Here is a 24,641-nt window from a genome sequence, read left to right as displayed (position 1 = left end):
GCCTCGAGAAGCGCCATCGGCGCGCACCCCGGCTCGTTGGTCGATCGACCTTAAGTAGGCTTCTGTGCGTGACGGAGATGGACGGCGTACTCACCCAGGACGGCATCGGCGAGGGCGACGGTTTGGAGCGGCTGTGGACGCCCTACCGGATGGCCTACATCCGCGGGGAGAACAAGCCCACCGACCCCTCGGAGACGAAGTGCCCGTTCTGCCGGGTGCCCACGCTCGATGACGCCGACGGTCTGGTCGTCCACCGCGGCGAGAGCTGCTTCGTGGTGCTCAACCTCTACCCGTACGCCCCAGGTCACATGATGGTGTGCCCCTACCGCCACGTCGCCGGCTACGTCGAGACCACCGACGAGGAGGCCGCCGAGATGGCGGTGCTGACCAAGCAGGCCGTACGCACCCTCGCCGGGGTCTCGCGGGCCGAGGGTTTCAACATCGGCATGAACCAGGGCACCGCCGGTGGCGCCGGCATCGCCGCTCACCTGCACCAGCACATCGTCCCCCGCTGGGTGGGTGACCAGAACTTCATGCCGATCATCGGCCGCACCAAGACCCTCCCACAGCTGCTGACCGACACCCGCGACCTGCTCGCGCAGGCGTGGGCGTCGGCCTAGCCGGCCGGCTGCCTCAGACGATCGCCCAGGCCACGGCGGCGGCCGCGAACCCGACGATCGAGAGCACGGTCTCCAGCACCGTCCAGGTCGCGAGGGTCTGCTTCACGGTGAGGTTGAAGTAGCGCGAGACGATCCAGAAGCCGCCGTCGTTGACGTGGCTGAGGATGATCGAGCCGGCGGCGATCGCGACGGCGATCACGGCGAGCTCGGGCTGTGTGTAGCCGGAGCCGAGGGTCGGGGCGATGATGCCGCCGGTGGTCACGATCGCCACGGTCGCCGAGCCCTGGGCGATCCGGAGAGCGCAGGAGATGACGTAGGCGAGCAGCAGGATCGGCAGCCCGGCGTCGGAGAGCACCTCGGCGAGGGCCGCGCCCACGCCGGTCGCAGAGATCACGGTGCCGAAGAAGGCGCCGGCGCCGACGACGAGCAGGATCATGCCGACCGGGCGCAGCGAGGCACCGGTGAACTCGGAGATCTCCTCGAGACTCATCCCGCGCCGGGTGCCCAGCAGCCAGAAGGCGAGGAGCACCGCGATGGTGAGCGCGACCGCCGGGTTGCCGAGGAAGGTGAGCAGACTGAGCAGGCGGCCCGGGTCGAGCAGCATCGTGCCGAATGTCGCGCCGAGGATCAGGATCAGTGGCACCGCGATGATCGTGAGGACGAGGGCGAGCGAGACCGGGGTCTTGGGCGTCGGGTCGCGCTCGGCCTCGGTCTCGGCGGCCAGGAACTCCGCGGGCACCGAGACCTGGACGCGAGGGGCGATCCACATGGGGAAGAGGACCCCCGCCGCGGCGAACGCGGGCAGACCGCAGAGCAGTCCCATGATGATCAGCCAGCCGAGGTCGACGCCGAGGAGGCCGCCCAGGGCCGTGGGGCCGGGGTGGGGCGGCAGGAAGGCGTGCGTCATCGACAGGCCCGCGAGGACCGGGAGGGCGTAGAGGACGAGCGACTTGCCGCCGCGGTGCGCGGCGACGTAGACCAGCGGCGCGAGGACGAAGATGCCGATGTCGAAGAAGACCGGGATGCCGAAGATGAGCCCGACCAGGCCCATCGCGACCGGGGTGCCGCGCTCTCCGAAGAGACCGATCAGCTTCGAGGCGAGCACGTCGGCGCCGCCGGACCGCTCGAGCAGCGACCCGAGCACGGTGCCGAGGCCGATGATGAGCGCGATGTGGCCCAGCACCCCGCCGAAGCCGGTCTCGATGAGCGACTCCTTCGAGGAGAGGGCGGTGCCCACCATCTGCTCGACGGAGAGACCGGCCACGACGGCCAGGCCGATGCCGCTGATGAAGAGCGCGATGAACGGCTCGAGCTTCACCTTGATGATCAAGAAGAGGAGCACGGCGATCGCGACTGCGCAGAGCAGCAGCAGGCCGGTGGTGCTTGTCTGGAGCCAATGCATGGCTGGTTCTCCCAAGGGATCGGGGTGGGGGACGGGTCGGGGACGGACTCAGCGCAGAGCTGCGCGGAACCGGGCGGCGTTGGTGGTGATCTGGTCCCACCGCGCCTCGTCGACGTCGGCGGGCCTGACCACCGACGTCCCGGCAGTCACGGCGAGGGCGCCGGCCTGCAGGAACTCCGCGGCGTTGTCGGCGTCGACTCCGCCCGAAGGGATGAGGGCGACCTCGGGGAACGGGCCCCGGAGGTCGGAGAGATGGCGCGGGCCCAGGGCGCGCGCGGGGAAGATCTTCACGGCGTCGGCGCCCAGCGAGGTCGCGGTGAGGACCTCGGTCGGGGTGAGGGCGCCGAGGATGACGGCCGCCCCCGCGGCGTGGCCGGTGGCGACGATCTCCGCCGCCTCCGGCGGCAGACCGGGCGTCACCAGGAACCGGGCACCGGCAGCGACGGCGGCGTGGGCCTGGTCGGCGGTCAGCACCGTCCCGGCGCCGATGACGATGTCGTCGCCGGCCTCGGCGCTGACCTGTGCCAGGAGGTCGGTGAGACCTGGCGTCGTGTAGGTCAGCTCGACGGTTCGGATGCCCCCGGCGGCCAGCGCGCGGCAGAGCGCGACGGGGTCGTCGAGACGGTTGGCGCGTACGACCACCAGGGCCTGGTCGGCGCGGAGCGTGTCGATCACCAGGTCGGCCATCGGACTGTGGTTCATCGGACTGTGGTTCATCGGACTCGGGTTCCTTCGTCGGTGTGGCGCAGCGCCCGTCCGGGCAGCGCGTCGGTGCGGTGGCCGTCCTCGATGACGGCGGTGCCGTTGACCAGGACCCAGTCGATGCCACGCGCCTGCTGCCGCGGCTCCTCGAACGTGGCGGTGTCCTGGACGGTGTCGGGGTCGAAGAGCACCAGGTCGGCGGCGTACCCCTCCCGGACGAGACCGCGCTCGTGGAGCCGTAGCCGGGACGCCGGTCGGCCGGTGAGGTGATGGACGCAGTCGACGAGGTCGAGCACGCCGAGCTCGCGGACGTAGCGGGCCAGGTAGTGGGGGAACGTGCCCCACGCGCGCGGGTGCGGGCGCTCGCCGACGAGGATCGCGTCGCTGCCGCCGCAGTGGGTGCGGTGCCGCATGATCGTCTGCACGTTCTCCTCGTGGCCGACGTGCTGGAGGATCGTCGTGGCCATCCGGTCGCGGACGAGCAGGTCGAAGAAGACCTCGGTGGCCGCCTGGCCGGACTCCTCGGCGATCTCGGCGACGGTGCGGCCGACGTGACGGGACAGGTCGGGGTTGCGTACGCCGCTGATCTGGATCGTGCGCCAGTCGGTCACGCAGCCGTGGCAGCCGTCGGTGCCGACGTGATCGAGCTCGTAGGCGATCCGGGCGCGGTCGCCGGGGTCGGCGATCCGAGCGAGAAGGGCGTCCGGGCCGCCGGAGGTCGACCAGCTGGGCAGCACGGCGCTGAGCGTGGTGGCGCCCGGGAGGTAGGGGTAGGTGTCGAGCGTGATGTCGACGCCGTCGGCCAGGCCGGTGTCGATGAGCTCGATGAGCTCACCCGCTCGCCCGCGGTTCGGCTCGAAGTTCATGGTCGCGTGGGTGAGGTGGAGGGCGCACCCGGAGGTCCGGGCGACGGCGATCATCTCGGCGTACGCCTCCAGCGCACCGGCACCGTAGGAGCGGTGGTGGGGGCTGTAGTAGCCGCCGGCCTCGGCGACGACCCGGCACAGCGTGGCCAGCTCCTCGTCGTCGGCGAACATGCTCGGCGGATAGGTCAGGCCGCTGCTCATCCCCACCGCACCCTCCTCGAGCCCCACCCGGAGCAGCCGGGCCATCTCGGTGATCTCGGCGGCGGTCGCGGGCCGGTCGTCCGGCCCGACGACCATCAGCCGCAGCGTCCCCTGCGGGACGAGGTACGCCGCGTTGCACGCGATCCCTCTGTCGAGCCGGTCCAGGTAGCCGGCGACGGTGTCCCAGTCGAAGTCGAAGTCGTCCGGTTCGCCGTTCCAGCCGGCGATCTGTCGGCGCAGGTGAGCGCGGGTGGCGGGGTCGGCGGGCGCGAAGGAGAGTCCGTCCTGCCCGACGACCTCGAGCGTGACTCCCTGGCTCACCTTGGCGGTGTGGTCGGGCTCGACCAGGATCTGCAGGTCCGAGTGGGCGTGCATGTCGATGAACCCCGGGGTCAGCGCCCGTCCGGCGGCGTCGACGGTGCGGCGCGCGGCGGGTGGCGGCGCATCGGTGTGGATGCCGGTGATCCGCCCGGCGTCGATGCTGACGTGGGCGTGGAAGGCCGGGGCGCCGGTGCCGTCGATGACGGTCGCGTCGCGGATGAGCAGGTCGGTCATGGTGGCTCCTGGGTGGTCTCAGAACCAGGTCCGGACGAGGTCGACGACGACCGGGTCGTCGGCGTCGGCGTCGTCGAGGACCGGGATGAGGCTCCACTTGTCGAAGGCTGTGCACGGGTGCGAGAGGCCGAGACGGAGCTCGTCGCCGATCACGACGGGCGCCTCGGTGGCGGGGTCCCAGCGGAGGAAGCCGTGCTGGTCGTTGAGCGCGGTCACGGTCGCGCCGGTGATCGGCGCCGGTGGGGCGCCGGCCGTGCGGGCGCGCACGAGCTGGACCTCGGGAAGGCCCTCGTCGAAGGGCAGGTCGCGCTTGCCCGCGTCGAAGAGCGCGAGTCCGGGCTCGGGCTGGGAGGAGACCCGCACCCACCCGTGGAGGGCGCTGCGCAGGCCGGGTCCGGTGGTGCGTGGGGCGCTGCCGAGGGGAGAGATGCCGCGGTAGAAGCCGTCGTCGTGGGTGATGTAGGCGCCGCTGCGGAGCACCACGCGGGCCTCGTCACCTGCCACGAGCGGGGCGAGCCCGTCGGCGACCTGCTCGAAGTAGGCGCTGCCGCCGGCGCTGACCACAGGCGTCCGGTCGGCGGGCAGCAGGCCGGAGATCCGCCGGTGCAGCGAGACCAGGCTGTCGACGTAGGTGTGGACGACCTGGAGGGCGGCCTCGTCGGTGGTGTGCGCCAGGGCACCCTCGTAGCCGGTGACACCGGCGAGCTCCAGATGCGGTGAGGCCGCGACGGCCTCGGCGACGGCCACAGCGGTCGCCTCGTCCCGGGCACCTGTCCGACCGCCGGCCGCGCCACGCTCGACGAGGACGGCGAGCGGGCGGCGTGGCCCGACCGTGTCGGCATGGGCGGCGAGCGCCTCGTGCATGAGAGCCACCGTCCGCGGCGAGTCGGCCCACACCATCACGTCCAGCCCGGCGTCGCCGGCGAGCTGGTCGGAGATCCAGCGCAGCGTGAGCGGGGAGAGGATCGCGTTGGCCACGATCACCCGGGAGACGCCGAAGGCGCGGGCCACGGCGAGCTGGGGGAGGTTGGCCACGGTGATCGCCCACGCGCCGGCGGCCAGCTGCTCGGCCCACAGCTGCGGAGCCATGGTGGTCTTGCCGTGGGGCGCCAGGGCTACGCCGCGCTCGGCGCACCAGGCCGCCAGCACGTCGCGGTTGTGGGTCATCGCGACCCGGGAGAGCGAGAGCACGGGCGTGGGCAGCTGCGAGAGCCGGGGCGCGGCCTCGAGCACCTCGGCGACGGTGTGTCCCCAGAACGAGGGCGGGATCACCTTGTGGCGCCAGTCGACCCGCTCCTCACGCAGCGTCGCGACGGCGGCTGCGTCGATATGGGCTGCCGGGTGATCCATGGCCCGTCCTCCTTCGTTGCACATTATGCAATGGTGATTGCGTAATCCGATTCGTTAGTTGTAGCATCGGCTACACCGGCCGTCAACGGTCGACCCAGAAACCAACAGGGAGGGGTCCCATTCGTGGGCAGCATCGGAGACGTGCGAGTGGTCTGCCTCGGGGAGGCGATGGTCGTGCTGCGTCCGGAGGGCGACCAGTCGCTCGCCGAGGCGCAGACCTTGAGCCGCTCTGTCGGCGGCGCCGAGGCGAACGTCGCCAGAGGTCTGGCCGCACTGGGCGTGCGGGCCGCCTGGGTGTCCCGTCTAGGCGAGGACCCGTTCGGTGACGTGGTGACCGACGACCTGGCCGTCCGCGGCGTGGAGGTCGAGGTCCAACGCGACCCGGATCGGCCGACGGGCCTCTATGTGAAGGAGCCTGCGCCCGGCGGCAGCCGCATGCACTACTACCGCACCGGCTCAGCGGCGGCGGCGATGGACGCCGACCTGCTCGACCGGCCCGGCGTGGCGGCGGCGCTGGCCTCGGCCGAGGTCGTGCACACCTCGGGCATCACCGTCGGCATCCTCGAGGAGGGGTCGGCTCTGGTGGCCCGCCTGCTGGAGCTGCGCGACGAGCTGGGCTTCCGGCTCAGCGTCGACCTCAACTGGCGACCTGCACTGTGGACCGAGCGCAGCATCACACCGCTCCTCGACCTGCTCCGCGCAGCCGACATCGTCCTGCTCGGCGCCGACGAGGCCCGGGCTGCACTCGGTGTGTGCACCCCGGATGAGCTCCGCGAGCTCCTGGGGGAGCGCCCGCGCCTCGTGATCAAGGCCGACTCCCACGCGGCCGGGGAGCACGACCCGGACGGGAGCGCGGCGCATGTCCCCGCTCTTCAGGTCGACATCGTCGAGCCGGTCGGCGCGGGGGACGGGTTCGCGGCGGGCTACCTCGCCGCCCTCGTCGACGGGGTCGGCGCTGTCGGCCGGTTGCGTCAGGGCCATCTGGTCGCCGCGGGTGTGCTGGCCGCGACCGGCGACCACGCGGCACCGCCGGCCGCGGGCGTACGGGCCAGGCTGCTCGACTGCTCCGGTGACGACTGGGCCGCGATCCGGGTCAGCGCCGTCGGCATCGACTCTCCGGTGCTGACCTCCCAGGAGGCCCGGTCGCGATGAGCGAGCGTCAGCGAGCGAACCTTGGGGCTTTCATCGGGCCGTGTCCGTATTCTGGCGCTTGCGCTACGGAGGCGGCCCGATGAGCCAGAGCCTCTCCCGCGCGCTTCAGATCCTCATCGAGCTCGGTGAGGGCGAGCGATCCCTCGACCAGGTGGCGGCGAGCCTCGAGGTCCACAAGACCACCGCGATGCGGCTCCTGCACACCTTGGAGGCCGACCGGTTCGTACGCCGCGACGACCACCAGCGCTACCACCTCGGTTCCCGGCTGTTCGCGCTCGGCACGATGGCCCTGGCCCAGCACGCGATCCGCGACGTGGCCCAGCCGCACCTGGCTCGGCTCGCGGCCGAGACCGGTGGCCAGGCCGTCCACCTCGCTGCGTACGAGAACGGCGCGGCCATCTATCTGGCCAAGGTGGAGAGCACCCATTCCGTCCGGATGTACTCCCGCGTCGGCCTGCCCGCCGCCCTGCACGCGACCGCCGTCGGAAAGGTGCTCGTCGCGGACCTGCCGCCGGGTGAGCGCGACGCCGTGCTCGCGGGCATCGACTTCCGGCCGTTCACCAGCCGCACCATCGCCGATTCGGCGGGCTACCGAGACGTGCTCGCCAGGACGCGCGAGCAGGGCTGGGCCGAGGACGCCGCCGAGCACGAGGACTTCATCAACTGCGTCGGGGCGCCCGTACGCGACGAGGCCGGGCGGGTCATCGCCGCGGTCTCCGTCTCCGTGCCCGACGTCATCCTGCCCCGCGAGGGGGTGCGCGCCCTGGTGCCGCAGCTCCTCGCCGCAACCGAAGCGATCTCCGCCGACTGGGCCGGCCGGAGCTCATGAGAACACTCCGAGAGGAAACCCAACCCATGTCTGACATCCGCATCGCCACCGACCAGGCCCCCGCCCCCGCGCACACCTTCTCCCAGGGCGTCGTCCGCGGCGGCCTGATCCAGGTCTCCGGTCAGGGCCCCGTCGACCCCGCCACCAACGAGTACCTCTTCCCCGGTGACGTGAAGGCCCAGACCGTACGCACCCTGCAGAACGTGGAGGCCATCCTGGCCGCCGCCGGCGCTGGCTTCGAGGACGTGCTGATGCTCCGGGTCTACCTGACGACCCGGGACGACTTCGCCGCGATGAACGAGGCCTACGGCGAGTACATCGGCTCACGGGTCGCCGAGGGCGGCATCCTCCCGTGCCGCACCACCGTGATGACCGGCCTGCCGCGCGAGGAGATGCTCGTCGAGATCGACGCGCTCGCGGTCGCCCGCTAGGCGACGATGCGGGCCAGCTCCTGGCCGAGGTAGGGCGCCAGCGTGCGGGCGTACCGTGCGGTGAGGTGGTTGCCGTCGCGGTAGACGATGACGTTGCCGATGACCGCCGGGCAGACCCGGTCCTCGCAGAACAGGTGGGTCAGGTCGACCAGGTGCGCGTTGGGGTCGAGGGCAACCGCGTCGCGGTGCGGATCCTCGAAGAGGACGTCCGTGCGCGGGCGCCCGCAGGCCTCGCCGGCGGTCTCCGGGGAGTGTCGCTGGATGCAGCCCAGCGTGGTGCGCAGATACGCGGCGCTGTCGGGCTCGAACATCGGGTTGTCGACGAGCGCGATCACCGGGATCTTCTTCGACGGCCGCTGGCTCCAGGCCTCGACCAGGCCGTTGACGGTGGACTCGTAAGGAGTCTCGCCGGCCAGCGGCTGGGTCATCTTGCGGGCCGAGTGGGTCACGATGATCGCGTCGAGGTCCTTCTGCTCGGGTGCGCGCAGGTAGGCCTCGAGCTGTCGGTTCCACTCCGCGCAGGCGGGACGGTTGTCGGCGATGTTCCGCCCCAGCGGCCGGGCGTTCCAGTGGCAGGCGGCGCGCGCGGCGACGTCGATGCGCCAGTTGCGCTGGTCGCCGATCAGGTCGAGCGCGCCGACCGGGGCGACGGCGTGGGAGTCGCCGACCATCAACAGCCGCTTCTCATAGCCCTCGACGGCTCCGTTCGGGCATGCGTTGAACCGCACCGGACGCTCCTCGAACGACCAGCACGGGGCCCGGTTGTCGTCGTCGGTGCCGATGGCGGCGACCGCCGGGATCAGCTCGCCACGCAGGTCGGGGTTGCGGCACGAGCCCCCGGCGGCGCTCGCGGCGAGCGTGGCCGCACCGAGACACTCGGTCGTGTAGGGGTCGGCGGTGGCGAGCCGGGCCGCCGCGGCTATCGCCCTGTCCTCGGAGTGGTCGATCGCGACCAGGCCGCTCCAGCCGGCGCCGACGGCGACCACGAGGGAGACCAGGGTGGCGACCAGGGCCCGCGGGCCGCCGGGCCTGATGACGTACGTCTGGACCTGTCGCGTCACCAGCCGGTTGGTCGCCCAGGCGAGCAGCGTCGAGACGACCAGCACGCCCGCGGCTGAGACGAGGGTGAGCCGCTCGTCGCCGGCGTAGTAGAGCCAGACGATCAGCAGCGGCCAGTGCCACAGGTAGAGCTCGTAGGAGATGTCGGCGACGAACCGCAGCGGACGTGTCTCCAGCAGGCGGCGCGGCCCGCGCGGCGACGGGGTGGAGCCGACCATCACCAGCAGTGCCCCGGCGACCGGCCACAGGGCTGCCGGGCCCGGGAAGCGGTCGGCGCCGTCCATCACGAAACCACAGGTCACGACGAGAGCGAGCCCGGTCCACGCGGCGTACGGCTTGATCTGCTCGGGCAGGCTCAGGCGACGCAGGGCGAGCGCGGCCAGCGCGCCGGCGGCGATCTCCCAGAAGCGGGTGAGGGAGTTGAAGTACGCCGCGGCCTGGTCGGCCCCGGAGACCTTGATCGCGTAGACGAAGGAGATCGTGAACGCGGCCGCGGTCAGCACGAACAGCACGCGGGCGAGGCTGAGCCGGTCGCACAGCGGTCCTCGGGCCACCGCGCGGAGCGCGAGGGCGAGCCCGACGACCACCAGCGGCCACAGCAGGAAGAACTGGCCCTGCACCGCGAGCGACCAGAAGTGCTGCACGGGAGTCGACGACGGCCCGGCCGCGCCGTAGGAGAGCTGGCTGGCGATGAGCTCCCAGTTGAGCGTGTAGGTGGCCGACGCGATGATCTCGCGGGTCGTCTGGGTCCACAGCGTCTGCGGGATGAAGGCGACCATCAGCGCGGCCGTCGCGGCCAGCACGATCAGTGCCGGCGCGGCGAGCCGCGCGAACGTACGTCCGTAGTGCTCGCCCAGCCGCACCCGGCCACGCTCCGCCTTGCCCACCAGTGATCGGGTGGCGAGGAAACCGGAGACGACCAGGAAGACGTCGATCCCGCCCGAGACCCGGCCGTTGCCGAAGAGGTGGAAGGCGACCACGAGGGCCAGCGCGATGCCGCGCAGACCATGGATCTCGCTGATGTGGCCGGCGGACGGGCGGGAAGAGGCCTGCGGCGAGCGGGTCTGCCCAGATTTGGGGCTGTTGGGGTCGATGCCGGCCGGGCTGGTCGGGGGCGTGCGGAGATCCGAGATGGCGGACACGTGATCGCTGTTCTGGTGGACGACGGTGGGCGGGAGCCGTCGCACCGTAACGAGGAGTGGTGACCTGTTGGCGTACGGCAGTTGTCAATCCGCCATCGAGATCTCCTCAGAACCGCTTCATGCAGCCGTTGAAGGAGATAGGTTGCACCCCGACGTGACATAGATCACACCCAGGACTGAGGAGTTCGACGATGAACACGCACAAGATCGGCCGCCTGATGGCGGTCGCGGCGGTCGCGACCCTGTCGACCGCATCGCTCGTGGCATGTGGTGGCTCGGATGATGGTGGCGGCGACGCGGGCGGCTCGGGTGGCACCGACGTCGGCGTGATCCTGCCCGACGCGACCACGTCTCCTCGCTGGGAGGCGCAGGACCGACCCAACCTGGAGAAGGCGTTCACCGACGCCGGCCTCGAGGCCACGATCCAGAACGCGCAAGGTGACACCGCCAAGTTCGGTCAGCTGTGCGACAGCATGATCAACGAGGGGGTCAAGGTCATCATCATCACCAACCTGGACTCCGAGTCGGGTGCGGCCTGCCTGAAGAAGGCCGCCGACGCCGGCGTGACGAGCATCGACTACGACCGGCTGACGCTCAACGGTGGCGCCTCCTACTACGTCTCCTTCGACAACGTGCTGGTCGGTGAGCTGATGGGCAAGGGCCTCGACGAGTGCATCACCGCGGCGGGCAAGAGCGGCGGCAACATCGTCTACGTCAACGGCGCGGCCACCGACAACAACGCGGCGCTGTTCAAGTCGGGCTACGAGAAGGCGCTCGAGGCGAAGATCGCCGACGGCACCTACAGGCTCGTCGGCGACCAGTCGGGGGAGTGGGACGCGACCAAGGCCGGGAAGGTCTTCGACCAGATGTACACCGCCAACGGCGGGAAGATCGACGGCGTGGTCTCGGCCAACGACACCATGGCCGGCGGCATCATCGCGCGGCTGAAGGCCAACAAGGTGGCCGGCAAGATCCCGGTGACCGGCCAGGACGCCTCGGTCGAGGGACTGCAGAACATCCTGCAGGGCTTCCAGTGCGGCACCGTCTACAAGAACACCGCCCTCGAGGCCAAGGCCGCCGCGGACCTCGCGATCGCGCTGATCGAGGACGACAAGGCGGCTGCCGACGCGCTCGCCACCGGCACCGTGGAGGACACCGAGGCCGGCCGGGACGTGCCCTCGGTGCTCGCCGAGCCCGTCTGGGTCACCAAGGAGTCGGTCGTGAGCGTCATCAAGGACGGTCAGGCCGATGCCGCCGAGGTGTGCGCCGGTGCGATCGAGGCCCTGTGCACCGAGAACGGCGTGCCTCAGTGAGTCCACTGCTGGAGCTGCGCGGCGTCGAGAAGTCCTTCGGCGCCGTGCAGGTCCTGCGCGGGGTGGACCTCTCGGTGCGGGCCGGCCGGGTCACCGCGCTCGTCGGCGACAACGGCGCCGGCAAGAGCACGCTGGTCAAGGGGATGGCCGGGATCCATCTCTTCGACACGGGTGACTACCTCTTCGAGGGCGAGCCGGTGAAGGTGACCAGCCCCAAGGACGCCGCCGCGCTCGGGATCGAGGTCGTCTACCAGGACCTCGCGCTGTGCGACAACCTCGACGTCGTCCACAACATGTTCCTCGGCCGGGAGATGAGGCGGCTCCGGCTGGTCGACGAGGACACCATGGAGCAGCGGGCTCGCGAGACGCTCGACGGTCTCTCGGTGCGTACGCTGAAGTCGGTGCGTACGCCGGTGGCCTCCCTCTCCGGCGGCCAGCGCCAGACCGTGGCGATCGCCCGCGCCGTGCTGTGGAACTCCAAGCTGGTGATCCTCGACGAGCCGACCGCCGCGCTCGGCGTGGCGCAGACCGAGCAGGTGCTCCGGCTGGTGCGGCGCCTGGCCGACCGGGGCCTCGGCGTCCTGCTGATCAGCCACAACCTCAACGACGTCTTCGAGGTCGCCGACGACATCGCGGTGTTGTACCTGGGGGCCATGGTCGGCCAGATCGAGGCCGCCTCCACGACCCGTGAGCGGGTCGTGCAGGCGATCACCACCGGTGCGGTTCCCGAGGGAGGGGCGGCATGAGCGAGCGCCAGCGAGCGACAGTAGGCCTCAGGCCGCCACTTCCGTATTCTTCGCCTTCCGCTACGGAGGTGGCGGCATGAGCGCGGATGTCGACGACCGGCCGGTGGCCGATCCGTCCTCGCCGGACCCGATGCCCGACAACTCGCTGGGCGGGATCCTCCGGGCGTACCTGACCAGGTTGAAGGGCGGCGAGGTCGGCTCGCTGCCAGCGGTGCTGGGCCTGATCGCGCTGGTCGTGGTCTTCTCCACGCTGCGACCCGAGCAGTTCACCAACTCGTTCAACTTCGCCAACCTGATCGGTCAGTCGGCGGGGGTGACCGTGCTCGCGATGGGCCTGGTCTTCGTGCTGCTGCTGGGCGAGATCGACCTGTCGGCCGGGTTCGCGGGCGGCGCCTGTGCCGGAGTGCTCGGTGTGTGCCTGACCAGGCAGGAGTGGCCGCTGATCCCGGCTCTGCTGGCGGCGCTGCTCACCGGAGCGGTGATCGGTCTGCTCATCGGGCTGCTGGTGGCCAGGCTCGGGATCCCCTCGTTCGTGGTCACCCTGGCCGCGTTCCTCGGGCTGCAGGGCGTCCTCCTGACGATGATCGGCGAGGGCGGGACGATTCCCTACCGCAACGACTTCATCAACGGCCTCAACAACGCCAACCTGCCGCTCTGGCTCGGCTGGGGGCTCGGCATCATGTGCATCGTGGGCTATGCGGCCTCGACGTACGTCACCGATGCGCGCCGCCGCGCGAAGAACCTCACCGTGCAGCCCATCCTGCTGTGGGTGTTGAAGACGGGGCTGCTGACGGTCGTGGTGCTCGCGGTCGTCGGCTATCTCTCCGTCGAGCGCAGCCGCAACCCGGCGCTGACCTCGCTCAAGGGGGTGCCGGTCTCGCTCGTGGTGATCGTCGGCCTGCTGATCGTGCTTACCTTCATGCTGACCCGCACCGCCTGGGGGAGACACGTCTACGCGGTCGGCGGCAACGCCGAGGCGGCGCGGCGGGCCGGGATCAACGTGTTCCGGGTGCGCCTGTCGTGCTTCATCCTCTGCTCGACCATGGCTGCCGTGGCCGGCATCATGATCGCCAGCCGTACCAACTCGGTGAACCCCAACACGGGTGGCGAGACCACCCTGCTCTACGCCGTCGGCGCCGCCGTCATCGGCGGCACCTCGCTCTTCGGTGGCAAGGGCCGCGTCATCGACGCCGTCATCGGCGGCACCGTCGTGGCGGTGATCGACAACGGGATGGGCCTGCTCGACCAGCCCCAGGGCACCGTCTGGATGGTCACCGGTCTGGTCCTCCTGGTCGCGGCCAGCGTCGACGCCCTCTCCCGGCGAAGAGCATCGGCTACCGGGCACGTGTAGCCCCCTACGCCGAGTCGGCTCGTCATGACGAGCCGACTCGGCGTGGATTCTTGTCAGGACGAGCCGACTCGGCGAGTGCTGCCGCGTACGACCAGCTCGGCGGGCAGTCGCAGGTGGCGCTCGGTCTGCTTGCCCTCGAGCAGCTCGAGCAGGAGCCCGAGGGCGGCCCGGCCCATCTCGTGGAGCGGCTGGGCGACGGTGGTGAGCGGGGGAGTGGCGTCGCGGGACTCGGGTACGTTGTCGAAGCCGACCACCGAGAGGTCCTCGGGGACGCGCAGGCCGAGCGAGCCGGCGACCTCGATGACCTTGATCGCGGAGATGTCGTTGGCGGCGAAGACGGCGGTGGGTCGCTCGCCGACAGGGAGCGAGAGCATCTCGCGGGCCGGTGCCTCGGCGAGCTCGGGGTGGTAGCCGCCCACCCCGATCAGCTCGGGGGAGACGCTCAGGCCGGCGTCGAGGAGGGCCTCCCGGTAGCCCTGCTCACGCAGGCCTGCGGAGCGGAGGTCGGGGCGACCGCCGAGGAAGCCGATGCGCCGGTGACCGAGGCCGACCAGATGGTCGACGGCGAGCCGCGCGCCGGTGACGTTGTCGGCGTCGACGGTCATCGGGCCGTCCGGTCCGGTGTGGGGGTCGATCGCGACGACCGGGATGGTGGTCTCGTCGGTGATGATCATCGAGGGGGTGACCACGATCGCGCCGTCGATCAGCGTGTGGCCGAGACGGGAGAGCGAGCGGCGCTCCCAGCCGGTGTGGTTGTGGGCGCCGGTGCGTCCGGCATGCGCCAGCAGCTCGTAGCCGGTGCCGTCCAGGGCCGCCGAGATGCCCTTGAGGAGCTCGGCGGAGTAGGGCTCGAACTCGGCGACGAGCACGCCGATGACACCGGTGGACTTCCTGCGCAGGCTCGAGGCGATCAGCGATGACTGGTAGCCGAGCTGGTCGATGATCGCGAGCACCTTCTCGCTCGTCGCCTCGCTGACGCCGTAGCGCTCGTTGATCACCTTCGAGACCGTGGCCACCGAGACCCCTGCCTCCCGGGCCACGTCGTTGATCGTCACCCGGCGCGGGCGGGGCTGGTCGAGCGTACTCATGCCGCCGCCTCCGTAGCGCAAGCGCGAGTGTACGGACGCGGCGGCATGAGGCTTGTGGTCACTCGCTGACGCTCGTTCATGGCCTGACAGTAGCCCACTCGGGTCAGGTTCGATAACCATCTACGAAAACGTTATCGACAACGATTGACACGCCTGGCCGGCAACCGCCATGCTCGTCCCGAGAATGTGGCGGCAGTCACATCACCCACACATCCCGAGCTGTGACGAAGAGGTCTCAAGATGCCGAGAAAGACACAAGCGCTCGCCGCGCTGTGCGCCGGATTGATGATTGCCGCCACCGGTTGTGGCGGCTCGGGCGACTCCGGTGGCGACGACGACACCATCACCTGGTGGCACAACTCCAACAACGACCCCGGCAAGGGGTTCTACGAGCAGGTCGCGAAGGACTTCGAGGACGCCAACCCCGGTGTCGACGTCAAGGTCGAGGCCTTCGCCCACGAGGACATGCTGACCAAGCTCGACGCCGCATTCCAGAGCGGAGACGTCCCGGACGTCTACATGGAGCGTGGCGGCGGCGAGCTCGCCGACCACGTCGAGGCCGGTCTCACCCGCGACCTCTCCGAGGACTCCAAGGACATCATCGATGAGATCGGCGGCAGCGCCGCCGGCTGGCAGGTCGACGGCAAGACGTACGCCCTGCCGTTCTCCATGGGCGTGGTCGGGTTCTGGTACAACACCGAGCTCTTCGAGAAGGCCGGGATCACCGCGCCCCCGGCGACCATGGAGGAGCTGTACGCCGCGTTCGACAAGCTCGACGAGGCCGGCGTCGCCCCGGTCTCGCTGGGCGCCGGAGACGGCTGGCCGGCGGCGCACTACTGGTACTACACCGCGCTGCGCGCCTGCTCCCAGGACGTGCTCGAGACTGCGGTCGCCGACCTGGACTTCTCCGACCCGTGCTTCGTCGAGGCGGGCGAGACCGTCGACGAGATCGTCGCCGAGAAGCCGTTCAACAAGGGCTTCCTGTCGACGCCGTCGCAGACCGGCCCGACCTCGGCCAGCGGCCTGCTGGCCACCGGCAAGGTCGCGATGGAGCTGGCCGGTCACTGGGAGCCCGGCGTGATGCAGGGCATCACCGAGGACAAGCAGGGGCTCGGTGACAAGACCGGTTGGTTCCCGTTCCCGGCCGTCGACGGCGGCGAGGGTGACCCGGCCGCCCAGCTCGGTGGCGGCGACGCCTGGGCGGTCTCCGAGGCTGCTCCCGACAAGGCTGTCGACCTCGTCAACCACCTGCTCTCCGACGAGGTCCAGAAGGGCTTCGCCGAGAACGACATGGGCCTGCCGACCATCCCCGCGGCGGGCTCGTCGGTCAAGGACCCGGCACTGGCCGAGCTGCTGAAGGTGCGCGACGAGTCGCCCTTCGTGCAGCTCTACTTCGACACCGCCTTCGGTGAGTCCGTCGGTGGTGCGATGAACGACGAGATCGCGTTGCAGTTCGCGGGCAAGGCCACCCCTGAGGACGTCGTCACGGCGACCCAGGAAGCCGCGGACAAGGAGAAGTGAGCATGGCGCGAAGCACGTTCTCGGGAGGCACGGTCGCCTCGTGAGCTCTGGAGCAGCTACCGGTGCGGTCGCCTCGGGGCGGCCGCACCGGCCTCATGACACCTGGCGCAAGTGGGCGGAGATCGCGTTCTTCGTGACCCCGGCCCTTGCCCTGATGGCCCTGTTCGTCGCCTGGCCGATCCTCACCGCCGCGCGGTTCTCGCTCTACGACTGGAAGGGCCTCGGTCCTCTCGACGACTTCGTCGGGTTCGCGAACTACGCCGAGGTGCTCGCCGACGACGTCTTCCGGGACGCGGTCGCCCACAACATGATCATCGTGGTCGGCTCGATCATCGTGCAGCTTCCCCTCGGCGTGGCCATCGCGCTGCTGCTCAACCGCAAGATGGCGGGGCAGGGCGTGCTGCGTACGCTGATCTTCGTCCCCTACGTCCTGGCCGAGGTCATCGCCGGGGTCATCTGGTTCCAGCTGCTGCAGCCGGAGTACGGCCTGATCGACGCCCTCATGAACGGGATCGGCCTCTCCCCGCCCGGGGAGGGCTGGCTCGGCACCCCCGAGGTCGCCCTGTGGGTGGTGCTCGCGGTGCTGACCTGGAAGTACCTGGGCCTGGCGGTCCTGCTGTTCCTCGCCGGGCTGCAGGGGGTCTCAGAGGAGCTCTACGAGGCGGCGCAGCTCGACGGTGCCGGCTGGTGGCAGACGCAGTGGCGGATCAGCATCCCTCTGCTCGGTCCGACCATCCGCACCTGGTGCTTCCTGTCGATGATCGGCTCCATCCAGTGCTTCGACATGATCTGGGTCCTCACCGGCGGCGGTCCCGCCGACGCGACGACCACGATGGCGACGTACCTGATCGACGAAGGCACCAACCGGCACAACTACGGCATCGCGGGCGCCGCCTCGGTGGTCCTGTTCGCGATCGCGTTCGTGATGGCGCTGGTCTACCAGCTGGTCGTGCTGCGCCGTGACACCAAGGAGGCGGCATGAGCGAGCGCCAGCGAGCGGGCATGAGTGTGACGACGAACCTGGCGCCGCGCGGCAAGCGTGGCGGCAACAACGTGCTCGTCTACCTGATCTCGCTGATCGTCGTCGCGATCACCGTCGGCCCGGTGCTCTACGGCGCGATGGGTGGCTTCCGCACCAACGCCCAGCTGGCCGAGAAGCCGACCGGTCTTCCCGACCCGTGGGTCGGGACGAACTACTCCGGCGTGCTGAGCGGCGGGTCGTTCTGGACCTACGCGGTCAACTCGACCGTGATCGCGGTGATCACCACGGGAGTCGCGGTGGTCTTCGGCGTGATGGCCGCGTACCCGCTCGCGCGCTACCGGTTCAAGGGGCGCGAGGCGCTGTTCATGGTCTTCGTGCTCGGCCTGCTCTTCCCGGCGGCGGTGGCGGTGATCCCGCTGTTCATCCTGGTCACCCGTGACCTCGGGATGGGCAACACCTGGTGGGGAGTGGCGCTGCCCCAGGCGGCGTTCGCACTGCCGCTGACGGTGGTGATCCTCCGGCCGTTCCTGATGGCGCTGCCGCGCGAGCTCGAGGAGGCGGCACTGATCGACGGTGCCTCGCGGATCGGTGTCTTCTGGCGGATCATGCTGCCGCTGTCGATGCCGGGGGTGATCACGGTCGCGGTGCTCGCCTTCGTGACCTCCTGGAACGCCTACATCCTGCCACTGCTGCTGCTTCAGGGTGAGATGCGCACGCTGCCGCTCGGGGTGGCCGACTTCTCCACCGAGCACTCCGCCGACACCGCCGGTGTCCTGGCGTTCACGACGATCGCGATGATCCCGGCGCTGGTGCTGTTCCTGGCCCTGCAGCGCCGGATCGTCTCCGGACTGCAAGGAGCGGTGAAGGGATGACGGACTCCCACAGGCGCGCATGGCCGCAGGTATCCACTCGGGTGCAGGAGCTGCACGCCCGGATGAGGCTCGAGGAGAAGCTGGCGCAGCTCGTCGGCTTCTGGATCGACCACGGCGACGAGGTCGTCGCACCGCTGGCCGGCGAGATGACGGCCGGCGCGCCGACGAGGCTCGCCGAGGTGACCGAGCACGGGATCGGCCACTTCACCCGGGTCTACGGCACCCGGCCGGTCGACCCGTCCGAGCGGGCGCGGTGGCTGTGGGAGGAGCAGCGTCGGCTCCTGCACGAGACCCGGCTCGGCATCCCGGCGCTGGTCCACGAGGAGTGCCTCACCGGGCTGGCCGCCTGGAAGGCCGCCTGCTTCCCGACGCCGCTGGCCTGGGGTGCCGCGTTCGATCCCGACCTCGTCGAGGAGATGGCGTCCCTGATCGGCTCCTCGCTGCGTACGCTGGGGGTGCACCAGGGCCTCGCGCCGGTGCTCGACGTGATCCGTGACCCGCGCTGGGGGCGCACCGAGGAGGCCATCTCCGAGGACCCCTATGTGGTGGGGACGGTCGGGACCGCGTACGTCCGGGGGCTGCAGTCCGCGGGCATCCAGGCCACCTTGAAGCACTTCGTGGGCTACTCCGGATCGCGAGCGGGTCGTAACCACGCCCCGGTCTCCGCCGGACCGCGAGAGCTGGCCGACCTGTTCCTGCCGCCCTTCGAGATGGCCGTCCTGGACGGCGGCGCGAGGTCGGTGATGAACGCCTACAACGACGTCGACGGCGTCCCGATGGCGGCCAACGCCGAGCTGCTCACCGGGCTGCTGCGCGAGGAGTGGGGCTTCGAAGGGACCGTCGTGGCCGACTACTTCTCGGTGGCCTTCCTCGCGCTCATGCACGGCGTCGCGGCGGACCGGGGCCACGCCGCGGCGATGGCGCTGGAGGCCGGGATCGATGTCGAGCTGCCCAGCGGCGACGCGTTCCTCGAGCCGCTGGCCGCGCTGGTCCGCGCTGGCGAGGTGGACGAGACCGTCATCGACCGTGCCGTCCTCCGGGCGTTGGCCGCCAAGGAGGAGGCCGGGCTGCTGGACGAGGAGTTCACCGCCGAGTCGCCGTCCGTGATCGATCTGGACACCCCGGCTCACCGGGACGTCGCCCGTCGTCTGGCCGAGGAGTCGGTGGTCCTGCTGTCCAACGACGGCATTCTCCCGATCGCCGAGACCGCCACCAGGATCGCGATGATCGGTCCCAACGCCGACCGTGCCGAGGCGCTGATGGGGTGCTACTCCTTCCCCAACCACGTCCTCGCCCACCATCCTGACGTCGCGCTCGGCATCGAGGTGCCGACGATCGCCGAGGCGCTGCGGACCGAGGTCCCGGGAGCCGAGGTCGAGGTCGTACGCGGCTGCGAGGTCGAGGGCACCGACACCACGGGGTTCGCGGCGGCCATCGCGGCGGCCGAACGAGCCGAGGTCGCCGTCGTCGTCGCCGGCGACCAGGCGGGTCTGTTCGGCAAGGGCACGGTGGGGGAGGGCAACGACACCGAGTCCCTCGAGCTGCCCGGCGTCCAGCGTGAGCTGTTCGAGGCGGTGGTCGCCACCGGGACCCCGACGGTCCTGGTGCTGGTCACCGGCCGTCCGTACGCCATCGGCTGGGCCCTCGACGGCCGAAGCGGAGCCCGAGGCGATCAGCAGGGCCCCAGCCGTCCTGCGGCGGTGCTGCAGGCGTTCTTCCCGGGGGAGGAGGGCGGACCCGCGATCGCTCGTATCCTCACCGGCGCCGTCAACCCGTCCGGTCGACTGCCGCTGACCCTGCCGCGTTCGGCCGGAGCCCAGCCCTACACCTACCTCCATCCCATCCTCGGCGGCCCTTCCGGGGTGACCTCCGCCGACTCCACCCCGGTGCGGCCGTTCGGCTTCGGCCTGTCCTACACCGCCTTCGGCTACAGCGGACTCTCGGCCGACCGGGCCGTCGAGGCCGGTGGCACGTTCGCGGTCGAGGTGACCGTCACCAACCTCGGTGACGTCGCCGGTGTGGACGTGGTCCAGCTCTACGGTCGCGACCTGCTGGCCTCGGTGGCCCGACCGGTCTCGCAGTTGCTCGGGTATCAGCGGGTCGCGCTGCAGCCGGCCGAGTCGGCGACGGTGCGCTTCGAGGTGCCCACGGCCCGGCTGGCCTTCACCGACCGGGGACTCGTCCGTGTCGTCGAGCCCGGCGAGGTCGAGGTCTGGGTCGCCGCCTCGGCCGGCGAGAAGGTCACCGCCGCGGTCGCAGAGGGCATCGCCGAGCTCTCCGACGTCGAGGTGGCCTCTGGTGCAGGAGACTCGGGCGGGGACAAGGCGCTGGTCACGATCATCGGCGACGTCCATCGCGTCGGCACTGCCGACCGGCGGATCACGACGGCGACGGTCTCGCACTAAGAGCCAGCCCGCTGGTCGAGCCGGGAGGCCGCCTGCGGCCGAGCGTGTCGAGACCAACAGGGTCCTATCGAGCGCTGCAGGGGACTGTGTTGGTCTCGACACGCCTTCGCCTAGTGGCTCCGGCGGCTCGACCACCGATGACGACCGACCCGAGCTCAGCGACTAAGGCCGTTGAGCAGCTTGCCGGGCGAGATGAGCGGCGGGATCGGCGATGACGCCGCGTACGACGGTCCCGGCCGCTCCTCGGACCGCGGCGTCGCTGCCGAGTCCGGAGACCAGCAGCCGGGGCGGTTCGACGGCACCGGTGTGGTGGCCGATCGAGGCCGAGGTCGCCCCGGTGAGCCAGGGCGCGAGCGTGGCGAACGCGCCACCGAGCACGATCGCGGTGGGGTCGAGAAGGGTGATGACCGAGGCGAGCGCGACGCCGAGGTGTCGGCCGGCGCCGGCGACGGCGTCCAGCGCGGCCTGATCGCCGGCCTCGCAGGCCCGGGTCAGGTCGGCCATCGTCGCCATCTGCGCCCGGGCGAGGATCTCCTGCTGTCCGGCCATCCGCTCCAGGCAGCCGTGACCGCCGCAGCCGCACCGCGGTCCGTCGGGAGCCACCACGACATGGCCGAGCTCGCCGGCGCCCGCGTGGGCGCCGCGGAAGACCTCGCCGCCGATCACGATGCCGCCGCCGATACCGATCTCGCCGGAGACGTGCACGAAGTCGCGCAGCGGGGCGCCGTCGTGATCGTGCCCGCCGAACCACATCTCGCCGAGAGCCGCCAGGTTGGCCTCGTTCTCCAGCTCGACGTCGAGCCCGGCGCCCTCACCGACGGCATCGGCGAGGTCGACCCGTGCCCAGCCCAGGTTGGGGGTGCGCACCACGGCGCCCTCGACGGTCAGGCCGGGCACCGCCACACAGGCCCCGGAGAGCGGCAGACGCTGGGAGGCAGCGCTGCGGGCGGCCGTGCGGGCCAGATCGATGAGGTCGGCGATCACCTCGTCGACCTCGCGGCCGCGGTTGTCGCGGCGTAGGACGTGGTGGTAGCGCGGCACACCCGTCAGGTCGGTCACCATGGCGGCCAAGTAGTCGACGTTGATCTCCAGGCCGAGGCCGGCGATGCCTCCCGGAGCGAGGTCGAGCGCCGTCGCGGGCCGGCCACGCTCGGTCGCGGCCGGGGCGCTCTCCTGGATCAGGCCGGCGTCGATCAGATCGGAGACCAACCCGGACACCGACGACTTCGTCAGGCCGGTGCGCGCAGCGACCTGCGCGCGCGAGACCGGGCTGGTGCGGGCGACCTCGCCGAGCACGAGCGCGAGGTTGCTCGCCCGCATCCCGGCATGCTGGGCGGGCTCGGTTCTGACCGTCATGAACGGATTAGAGCAAGTTATGAACTTTAGGTCAAGCGACCCGCTGGAAGCCGTTGCAAGGGTTGACAATGTGACGTCCGTCGCGTTTCATGTTCGTCATATAGTCCGAATCGTGAACTAATGTGAGGAAACAAGGCTATGACGGATTACACCCCCACCGCCGACGACAAGTTCACCTTCGGACTGTGGACCGTGGGCTGGAGCGGACAGGACGTGTTCGGCTCGGCGAGCCGGCCTCACCTCGACGTCGCCCACTCGGTGCGCAAGCTGGCCGAGCTCGGGGCCTACGGCATCACCTTCCACGACAACGACGTCTTCGCGATCGACGCGAGCGACGCCGAGCGCCAGGCGGAGATCGACAAGCTCAAGGCCGCGCTGGACGAGACCGGCCTCAAGGTGCCGATGGCCACCACCAACCTCTTCGGTCACCCGGTCTTCCGCGACGGCAGCTTCACCTCCAACGACCGCGAGGTGCGCCGCTACGCGATCGCCAAGGTCGCGCGCAACATCGACCTCGCCGCGGAGCTCGGCGCGACGACGTACGTCATGTGGGGTGGCCGTGAGGGCGCCGAGTCCCACGCAGCCAAGGACATCGCGGCCGCGCTGGACCGCTATCGCGAGGCGGTCAACCTGCTCGGCGACTACGTGGTCGAGCAGGGCTACGACATCCGGTTCGCCATCGAGCCGAAGCCCAACGAGCCTCGCGGCGACATCCTGCTCCCGACCATCGGCCACGCGCTCGCCTTCATCAGCACCCTCGACCGCCCTGAGATGGTCGGCCTCAACCCCGAGGTCGGTCACGAGGAGATGGCCGGGCTCAACTTCGCCGCCGGTGTCGCCCAGGCGCTGTGGCACGGCAAGCTCTTCCACATCGACCTCAACGGTCAGCACGGCCCGCGCTTCGACCAGGACCTCCGCTTCGGCGCAGGCAACCTGCGCGGTGCGTTCAACCTGGTCGACCTGCTGGAGTCCAAGGGTTACGACGGTCCGCGCCACTTCGACTTCAAGCCGCCGCGCACCGAGGACGAGGACGGCGTGTGGGCATCGGCCGCCGGCTGCATGCGCAACTACCTCGTGCTGCGGGAGCGGGCCAAGGCGTTCCGGGCCGACCCGGAGGTCAAGGCCGCGCTCGAGGCCTCGCAGGTCGAGGAGCTGTCCGTGCCGACCCTGGCCGAGGGCGAGACGCTCGAGGACATCCGCAAGGCGTCCTACGACATCGAGGCGCTCGACCACGGTTATGCGTTCGAGCACCTCGACCAGCTCGCCATGGACCACCTTCTCGGCGTCCGTTAGGTTCGGTCGATGCCGCTCGTCGCCGGGGTCGACTCCTCGACCCAATCGTGCAAGGTCGTAGTCCGTGACGCGGAGACCGGTGCGCTCGTACGCTCCGGCTCCGCGCCGCACCCCGAAGGCACCGAGGTCGATCCCGCGGCCTGGTGGACGGCGTTGTCGTCCTCGGTCGAGGCCGCCGGCGGGCTCGCCGACGTCGCCGCGGTCTCCGTCGGCGGGCAGCAGCACGGGATGGTGTGCCTGGACGAGGCCGGAGAGGTCGTACGCCCCGCGCTGCTGTGGAACGACACCCGCTCGGCCGCTGCGGCCGCCGCGCTCAACACCGAGCTCGGCGCCGCGGCCTGGGCCGAGGCGGTCGGCTTGGTCCAGGTGGCCAGCTTCACCGCCACCAAGCTGCGCTGGCTGGCCGAGCACGAGCCGGAGGCGGCGGCTCGGACCGCGGCGGTGTGCCTGCCTCATGACTGGCTCACCTGGAAGCTCGGCGGCGGCGGAGACCTCGGCGCGCTGCGTACCGACCGGAGCGACGCCAGCGGCACCGGCTACTACTCCGCCGTCACCGGCGAATACCGACGCGACCTCTTGATGCGAGCACTCGGGCGGGACGACGTCGTGCTTCCGGAGGTCCTCGCGCCCTCGGCGTCGGCGGGACGTACGTCGGCCGGTGCCCTGCTCGGGGCGGGCTGCGGCGACAACGCCGGAGCCTCCCTGGGCGTCGGTGCGCGCCCCGGCGACGTGGTCGTCTCCATCGGCACCTCCGGGGTCGCCTGCGCGGTCTCGGAGACACCGACCGCGGACGCGTCGGGCACGGTGGCGGGCTTTGCCGATGCCACCGGTCGCTACCTGCCGCTGGTCGCGACCCTCAACGCCGCGCGGGTCCTCGACGCCACCACCCGGCTGCTCGGGGTGAGCCATGAGCACCTCTCCAAGCTCGCGCTGGAGGCACCGTCAGGCGCTGGCGGCCTGGTCCTCGTCCCCTACCTCGAGGGGGAGCGCACCCCCGACCGGCCCTCGGCTCGGGGCGTGATCCACGGTCTGACGCTGTCCACCGCCGAGCCTGCCCACCTGGCGCGCGCGGCCGTCGAGGGCCTGCTCTGCGGGCTCGCCGACGGCATCGACCCGCTGAAGGCGCAAGGTGTCGCGGTCGACCGCGTGTTCCTCGTCGGCGGCGGTGCCCGGTCCGAGGCCGTACGCCGTCTGGCCCCCGTCGTCTTCGGCCACCCCGTCCTCGTCCCCGAGCCGGGGGAGTACGTCGCCGACGGCGCCGCCCGCCAGGCCGCCTGGGCCCTCACCGGCGGTGACGAGCCGCCGACCTGGGAGCTCGCCGGCACCGAGACGTACGAGGCCGACCCCGACCCCGCAGTCCGCGCCCGCTACGCCGAGGTCCGCGATCTGACCGAAGGAACCTAAC

At 70.8% G+C, this 24,641-nt stretch carries 20 protein-coding genes; 13 read left to right on the top strand and 7 right to left on the bottom strand.

Features of this window, described 5'->3' with window-relative positions:
* The first annotated feature begins 77 nt into the window (after positions 1-77).
* Positions 78-620: an HIT family protein gene (locus BJ988_RS12275; RefSeq protein ID WP_179661465.1), complete on the top strand. Its 543-nt coding sequence runs from the start codon at positions 78-80 to the stop codon at positions 618-620.
* A 13-nt stretch (positions 621-633) separates the two neighbouring features.
* Here BJ988_RS12275 and BJ988_RS12270 read toward each other — a convergent pair whose 3' ends face one another.
* The 4 genes from BJ988_RS12270 to BJ988_RS12255 are packed head-to-tail and all read right to left on the bottom strand — an operon-like array spanning position 634 to position 5,696.
* Complete coding sequence (locus tag BJ988_RS12270; protein ID WP_179658250.1) at positions 634-2,022, bottom strand: GntP family permease; 1,389 nt, start codon at positions 2,020-2,022, stop codon at positions 634-636.
* A gap of 48 nt (positions 2,023-2,070) precedes the next feature.
* Positions 2,071-2,739 carry a bifunctional 4-hydroxy-2-oxoglutarate aldolase/2-dehydro-3-deoxy-phosphogluconate aldolase gene (locus BJ988_RS12265; RefSeq protein WP_246321467.1) on the bottom strand — a complete coding sequence of 223 codons (669 nt, stop codon included), beginning with the start codon at positions 2,737-2,739 and terminating at the stop codon, positions 2,071-2,073.
* A complete protein-coding gene (locus BJ988_RS12260; RefSeq protein ID WP_179658249.1) occupies positions 2,736-4,346 on the bottom strand; it encodes an N-acyl-D-amino-acid deacylase family protein in 1,611 nt (536 codons plus the stop codon). Before BJ988_RS12260 ends, BJ988_RS12265 begins: the two co-directional genes overlap by 4 nt.
* Positions 4,347-4,364: 18 nt before the next feature.
* Entirely contained in the window at positions 4,365-5,696 is a 1,332-nt protein-coding gene (locus BJ988_RS12255) for a type III PLP-dependent enzyme domain-containing protein (protein WP_179658248.1), read from the bottom strand.
* 123 nt (positions 5,697-5,819) lie between these two features.
* Here BJ988_RS12255 and BJ988_RS12250 point away from each other — a divergent pair, with 123 nt between their 5' ends.
* The 3 genes from BJ988_RS12250 to BJ988_RS12240 all read left to right on the top strand — a co-directional run bounded on the left by BJ988_RS12250 (position 5,820) and on the right by BJ988_RS12240 (position 8,108).
* Positions 5,820-6,848 (top strand): sugar kinase, encoded by a 1,029-nt coding sequence (locus BJ988_RS12250; protein ID WP_343051584.1) that lies wholly within the window; start codon positions 5,820-5,822, stop codon positions 6,846-6,848.
* A gap of 79 nt (positions 6,849-6,927) precedes the next feature.
* Entirely contained in the window at positions 6,928-7,677 is a 750-nt protein-coding gene (locus BJ988_RS12245) for an IclR family transcriptional regulator (protein ID WP_179658247.1), read from the top strand.
* A 26-nt stretch (positions 7,678-7,703) separates the two neighbouring features.
* Positions 7,704-8,108, top strand: a complete 405-nt coding sequence (locus tag BJ988_RS12240; RefSeq protein WP_179658246.1) for a RidA family protein — start codon at positions 7,704-7,706, stop codon at positions 8,106-8,108.
* Here BJ988_RS12240 and BJ988_RS12235 read toward each other — a convergent pair.
* The gene (locus BJ988_RS12235) at positions 8,105-10,309 is read right to left on the bottom strand and encodes an acyltransferase family protein (RefSeq protein WP_179658245.1); all 2,205 of its coding nucleotides are present in this window, start codon (positions 10,307-10,309) and stop codon (positions 8,105-8,107) included. The genes BJ988_RS12240 and BJ988_RS12235 overlap by 4 nt on opposite strands.
* Before the next feature lie 191 nt (positions 10,310-10,500).
* On the opposite strand from BJ988_RS12235, the gene BJ988_RS12230 reads away from it, so the two are divergent.
* The 3 genes from BJ988_RS12230 (at position 10,501) to BJ988_RS12220 (ending at position 13,719) form a co-directional block, all read left to right on the top strand.
* A complete protein-coding gene (locus tag BJ988_RS12230) occupies positions 10,501-11,622 on the top strand; it encodes a sugar ABC transporter substrate-binding protein (protein ID WP_179658244.1) in 1,122 nt (373 codons plus the stop codon).
* A complete protein-coding gene (locus BJ988_RS12225) occupies positions 11,619-12,368 on the top strand; it encodes an ATP-binding cassette domain-containing protein (protein ID WP_179658243.1) in 750 nt (249 codons plus the stop codon). The genes BJ988_RS12230 and BJ988_RS12225 overlap by 4 nt, the downstream gene beginning before the upstream one ends.
* A gap of 76 nt (positions 12,369-12,444) precedes the next feature.
* A complete protein-coding gene (locus BJ988_RS12220) occupies positions 12,445-13,719 on the top strand; it encodes a sugar ABC transporter permease (protein ID WP_179658242.1) in 1,275 nt (424 codons plus the stop codon).
* Between the two features lie 53 nt (positions 13,720-13,772).
* Here the strand turns inward: BJ988_RS12220 and BJ988_RS12215 are convergent, their stop codons facing one another.
* A complete protein-coding gene (locus BJ988_RS12215; RefSeq protein WP_179658241.1) occupies positions 13,773-14,807 on the bottom strand; it encodes a LacI family DNA-binding transcriptional regulator in 1,035 nt (344 codons plus the stop codon).
* Between the two features lie 240 nt (positions 14,808-15,047).
* Here BJ988_RS12215 and BJ988_RS12210 point away from each other — a divergent pair, with 240 nt between their 5' ends.
* Genes BJ988_RS12210 through BJ988_RS12195 form a run of 4 tightly spaced genes read left to right on the top strand, consistent with a single transcriptional unit; the run spans position 15,048 to position 20,587 of the window.
* Positions 15,048-16,328, top strand: a complete 1,281-nt coding sequence (locus tag BJ988_RS12210) for an ABC transporter substrate-binding protein (RefSeq protein ID WP_179658240.1) — start codon at positions 15,048-15,050, stop codon at positions 16,326-16,328.
* A gap of 40 nt (positions 16,329-16,368) precedes the next feature.
* Positions 16,369-17,310, top strand: coding sequence for an ABC transporter permease subunit (locus BJ988_RS12205; protein WP_179658239.1), 942 nt, complete (start codon positions 16,369-16,371; stop codon positions 17,308-17,310).
* Positions 17,307-18,182 (top strand): carbohydrate ABC transporter permease, encoded by an 876-nt coding sequence (locus BJ988_RS12200; RefSeq protein WP_246321466.1) that lies wholly within the window; start codon positions 17,307-17,309, stop codon positions 18,180-18,182. Before BJ988_RS12205 ends, BJ988_RS12200 begins: the two co-directional genes overlap by 4 nt.
* Complete coding sequence (locus BJ988_RS12195; RefSeq protein ID WP_179658238.1) at positions 18,179-20,587, top strand: beta-xylosidase/alpha-l-arabinosidase; 2,409 nt, start codon at positions 18,179-18,181, stop codon at positions 20,585-20,587. Before BJ988_RS12200 ends, BJ988_RS12195 begins: the two co-directional genes overlap by 4 nt.
* A gap of 162 nt (positions 20,588-20,749) precedes the next feature.
* On the opposite strand, the gene BJ988_RS12190 is transcribed toward BJ988_RS12195, so the two are convergent.
* Positions 20,750-21,943 (bottom strand): ROK family transcriptional regulator, encoded by a 1,194-nt coding sequence (locus tag BJ988_RS12190; RefSeq protein ID WP_179658237.1) that lies wholly within the window; start codon positions 21,941-21,943, stop codon positions 20,750-20,752.
* Between the two features lie 138 nt (positions 21,944-22,081).
* Between BJ988_RS12190 and xylA the strand changes: the two genes are divergently transcribed.
* Positions 22,082-23,236, top strand: a complete 1,155-nt coding sequence (gene xylA / locus BJ988_RS12185; protein WP_179658236.1) for a xylose isomerase — start codon at positions 22,082-22,084, stop codon at positions 23,234-23,236.
* A gap of 9 nt (positions 23,237-23,245) precedes the next feature.
* Positions 23,246-24,640, top strand: a complete 1,395-nt coding sequence (gene xylB / locus BJ988_RS12180; protein WP_179658235.1) for a xylulokinase — start codon at positions 23,246-23,248, stop codon at positions 24,638-24,640.
* Position 24,641: the final 1 nt, after the last annotated feature.

The organism is Nocardioides panzhihuensis (genome assembly GCF_013408335.1).
In the GTDB taxonomy this organism is placed as follows: domain Bacteria; phylum Actinomycetota; class Actinomycetes; order Propionibacteriales; family Nocardioidaceae; genus Nocardioides; species Nocardioides panzhihuensis.
The sequence above is the reverse complement of the archived record's forward strand: the minus strand, read 5'-3'. Positions and strand labels throughout refer to the sequence as shown.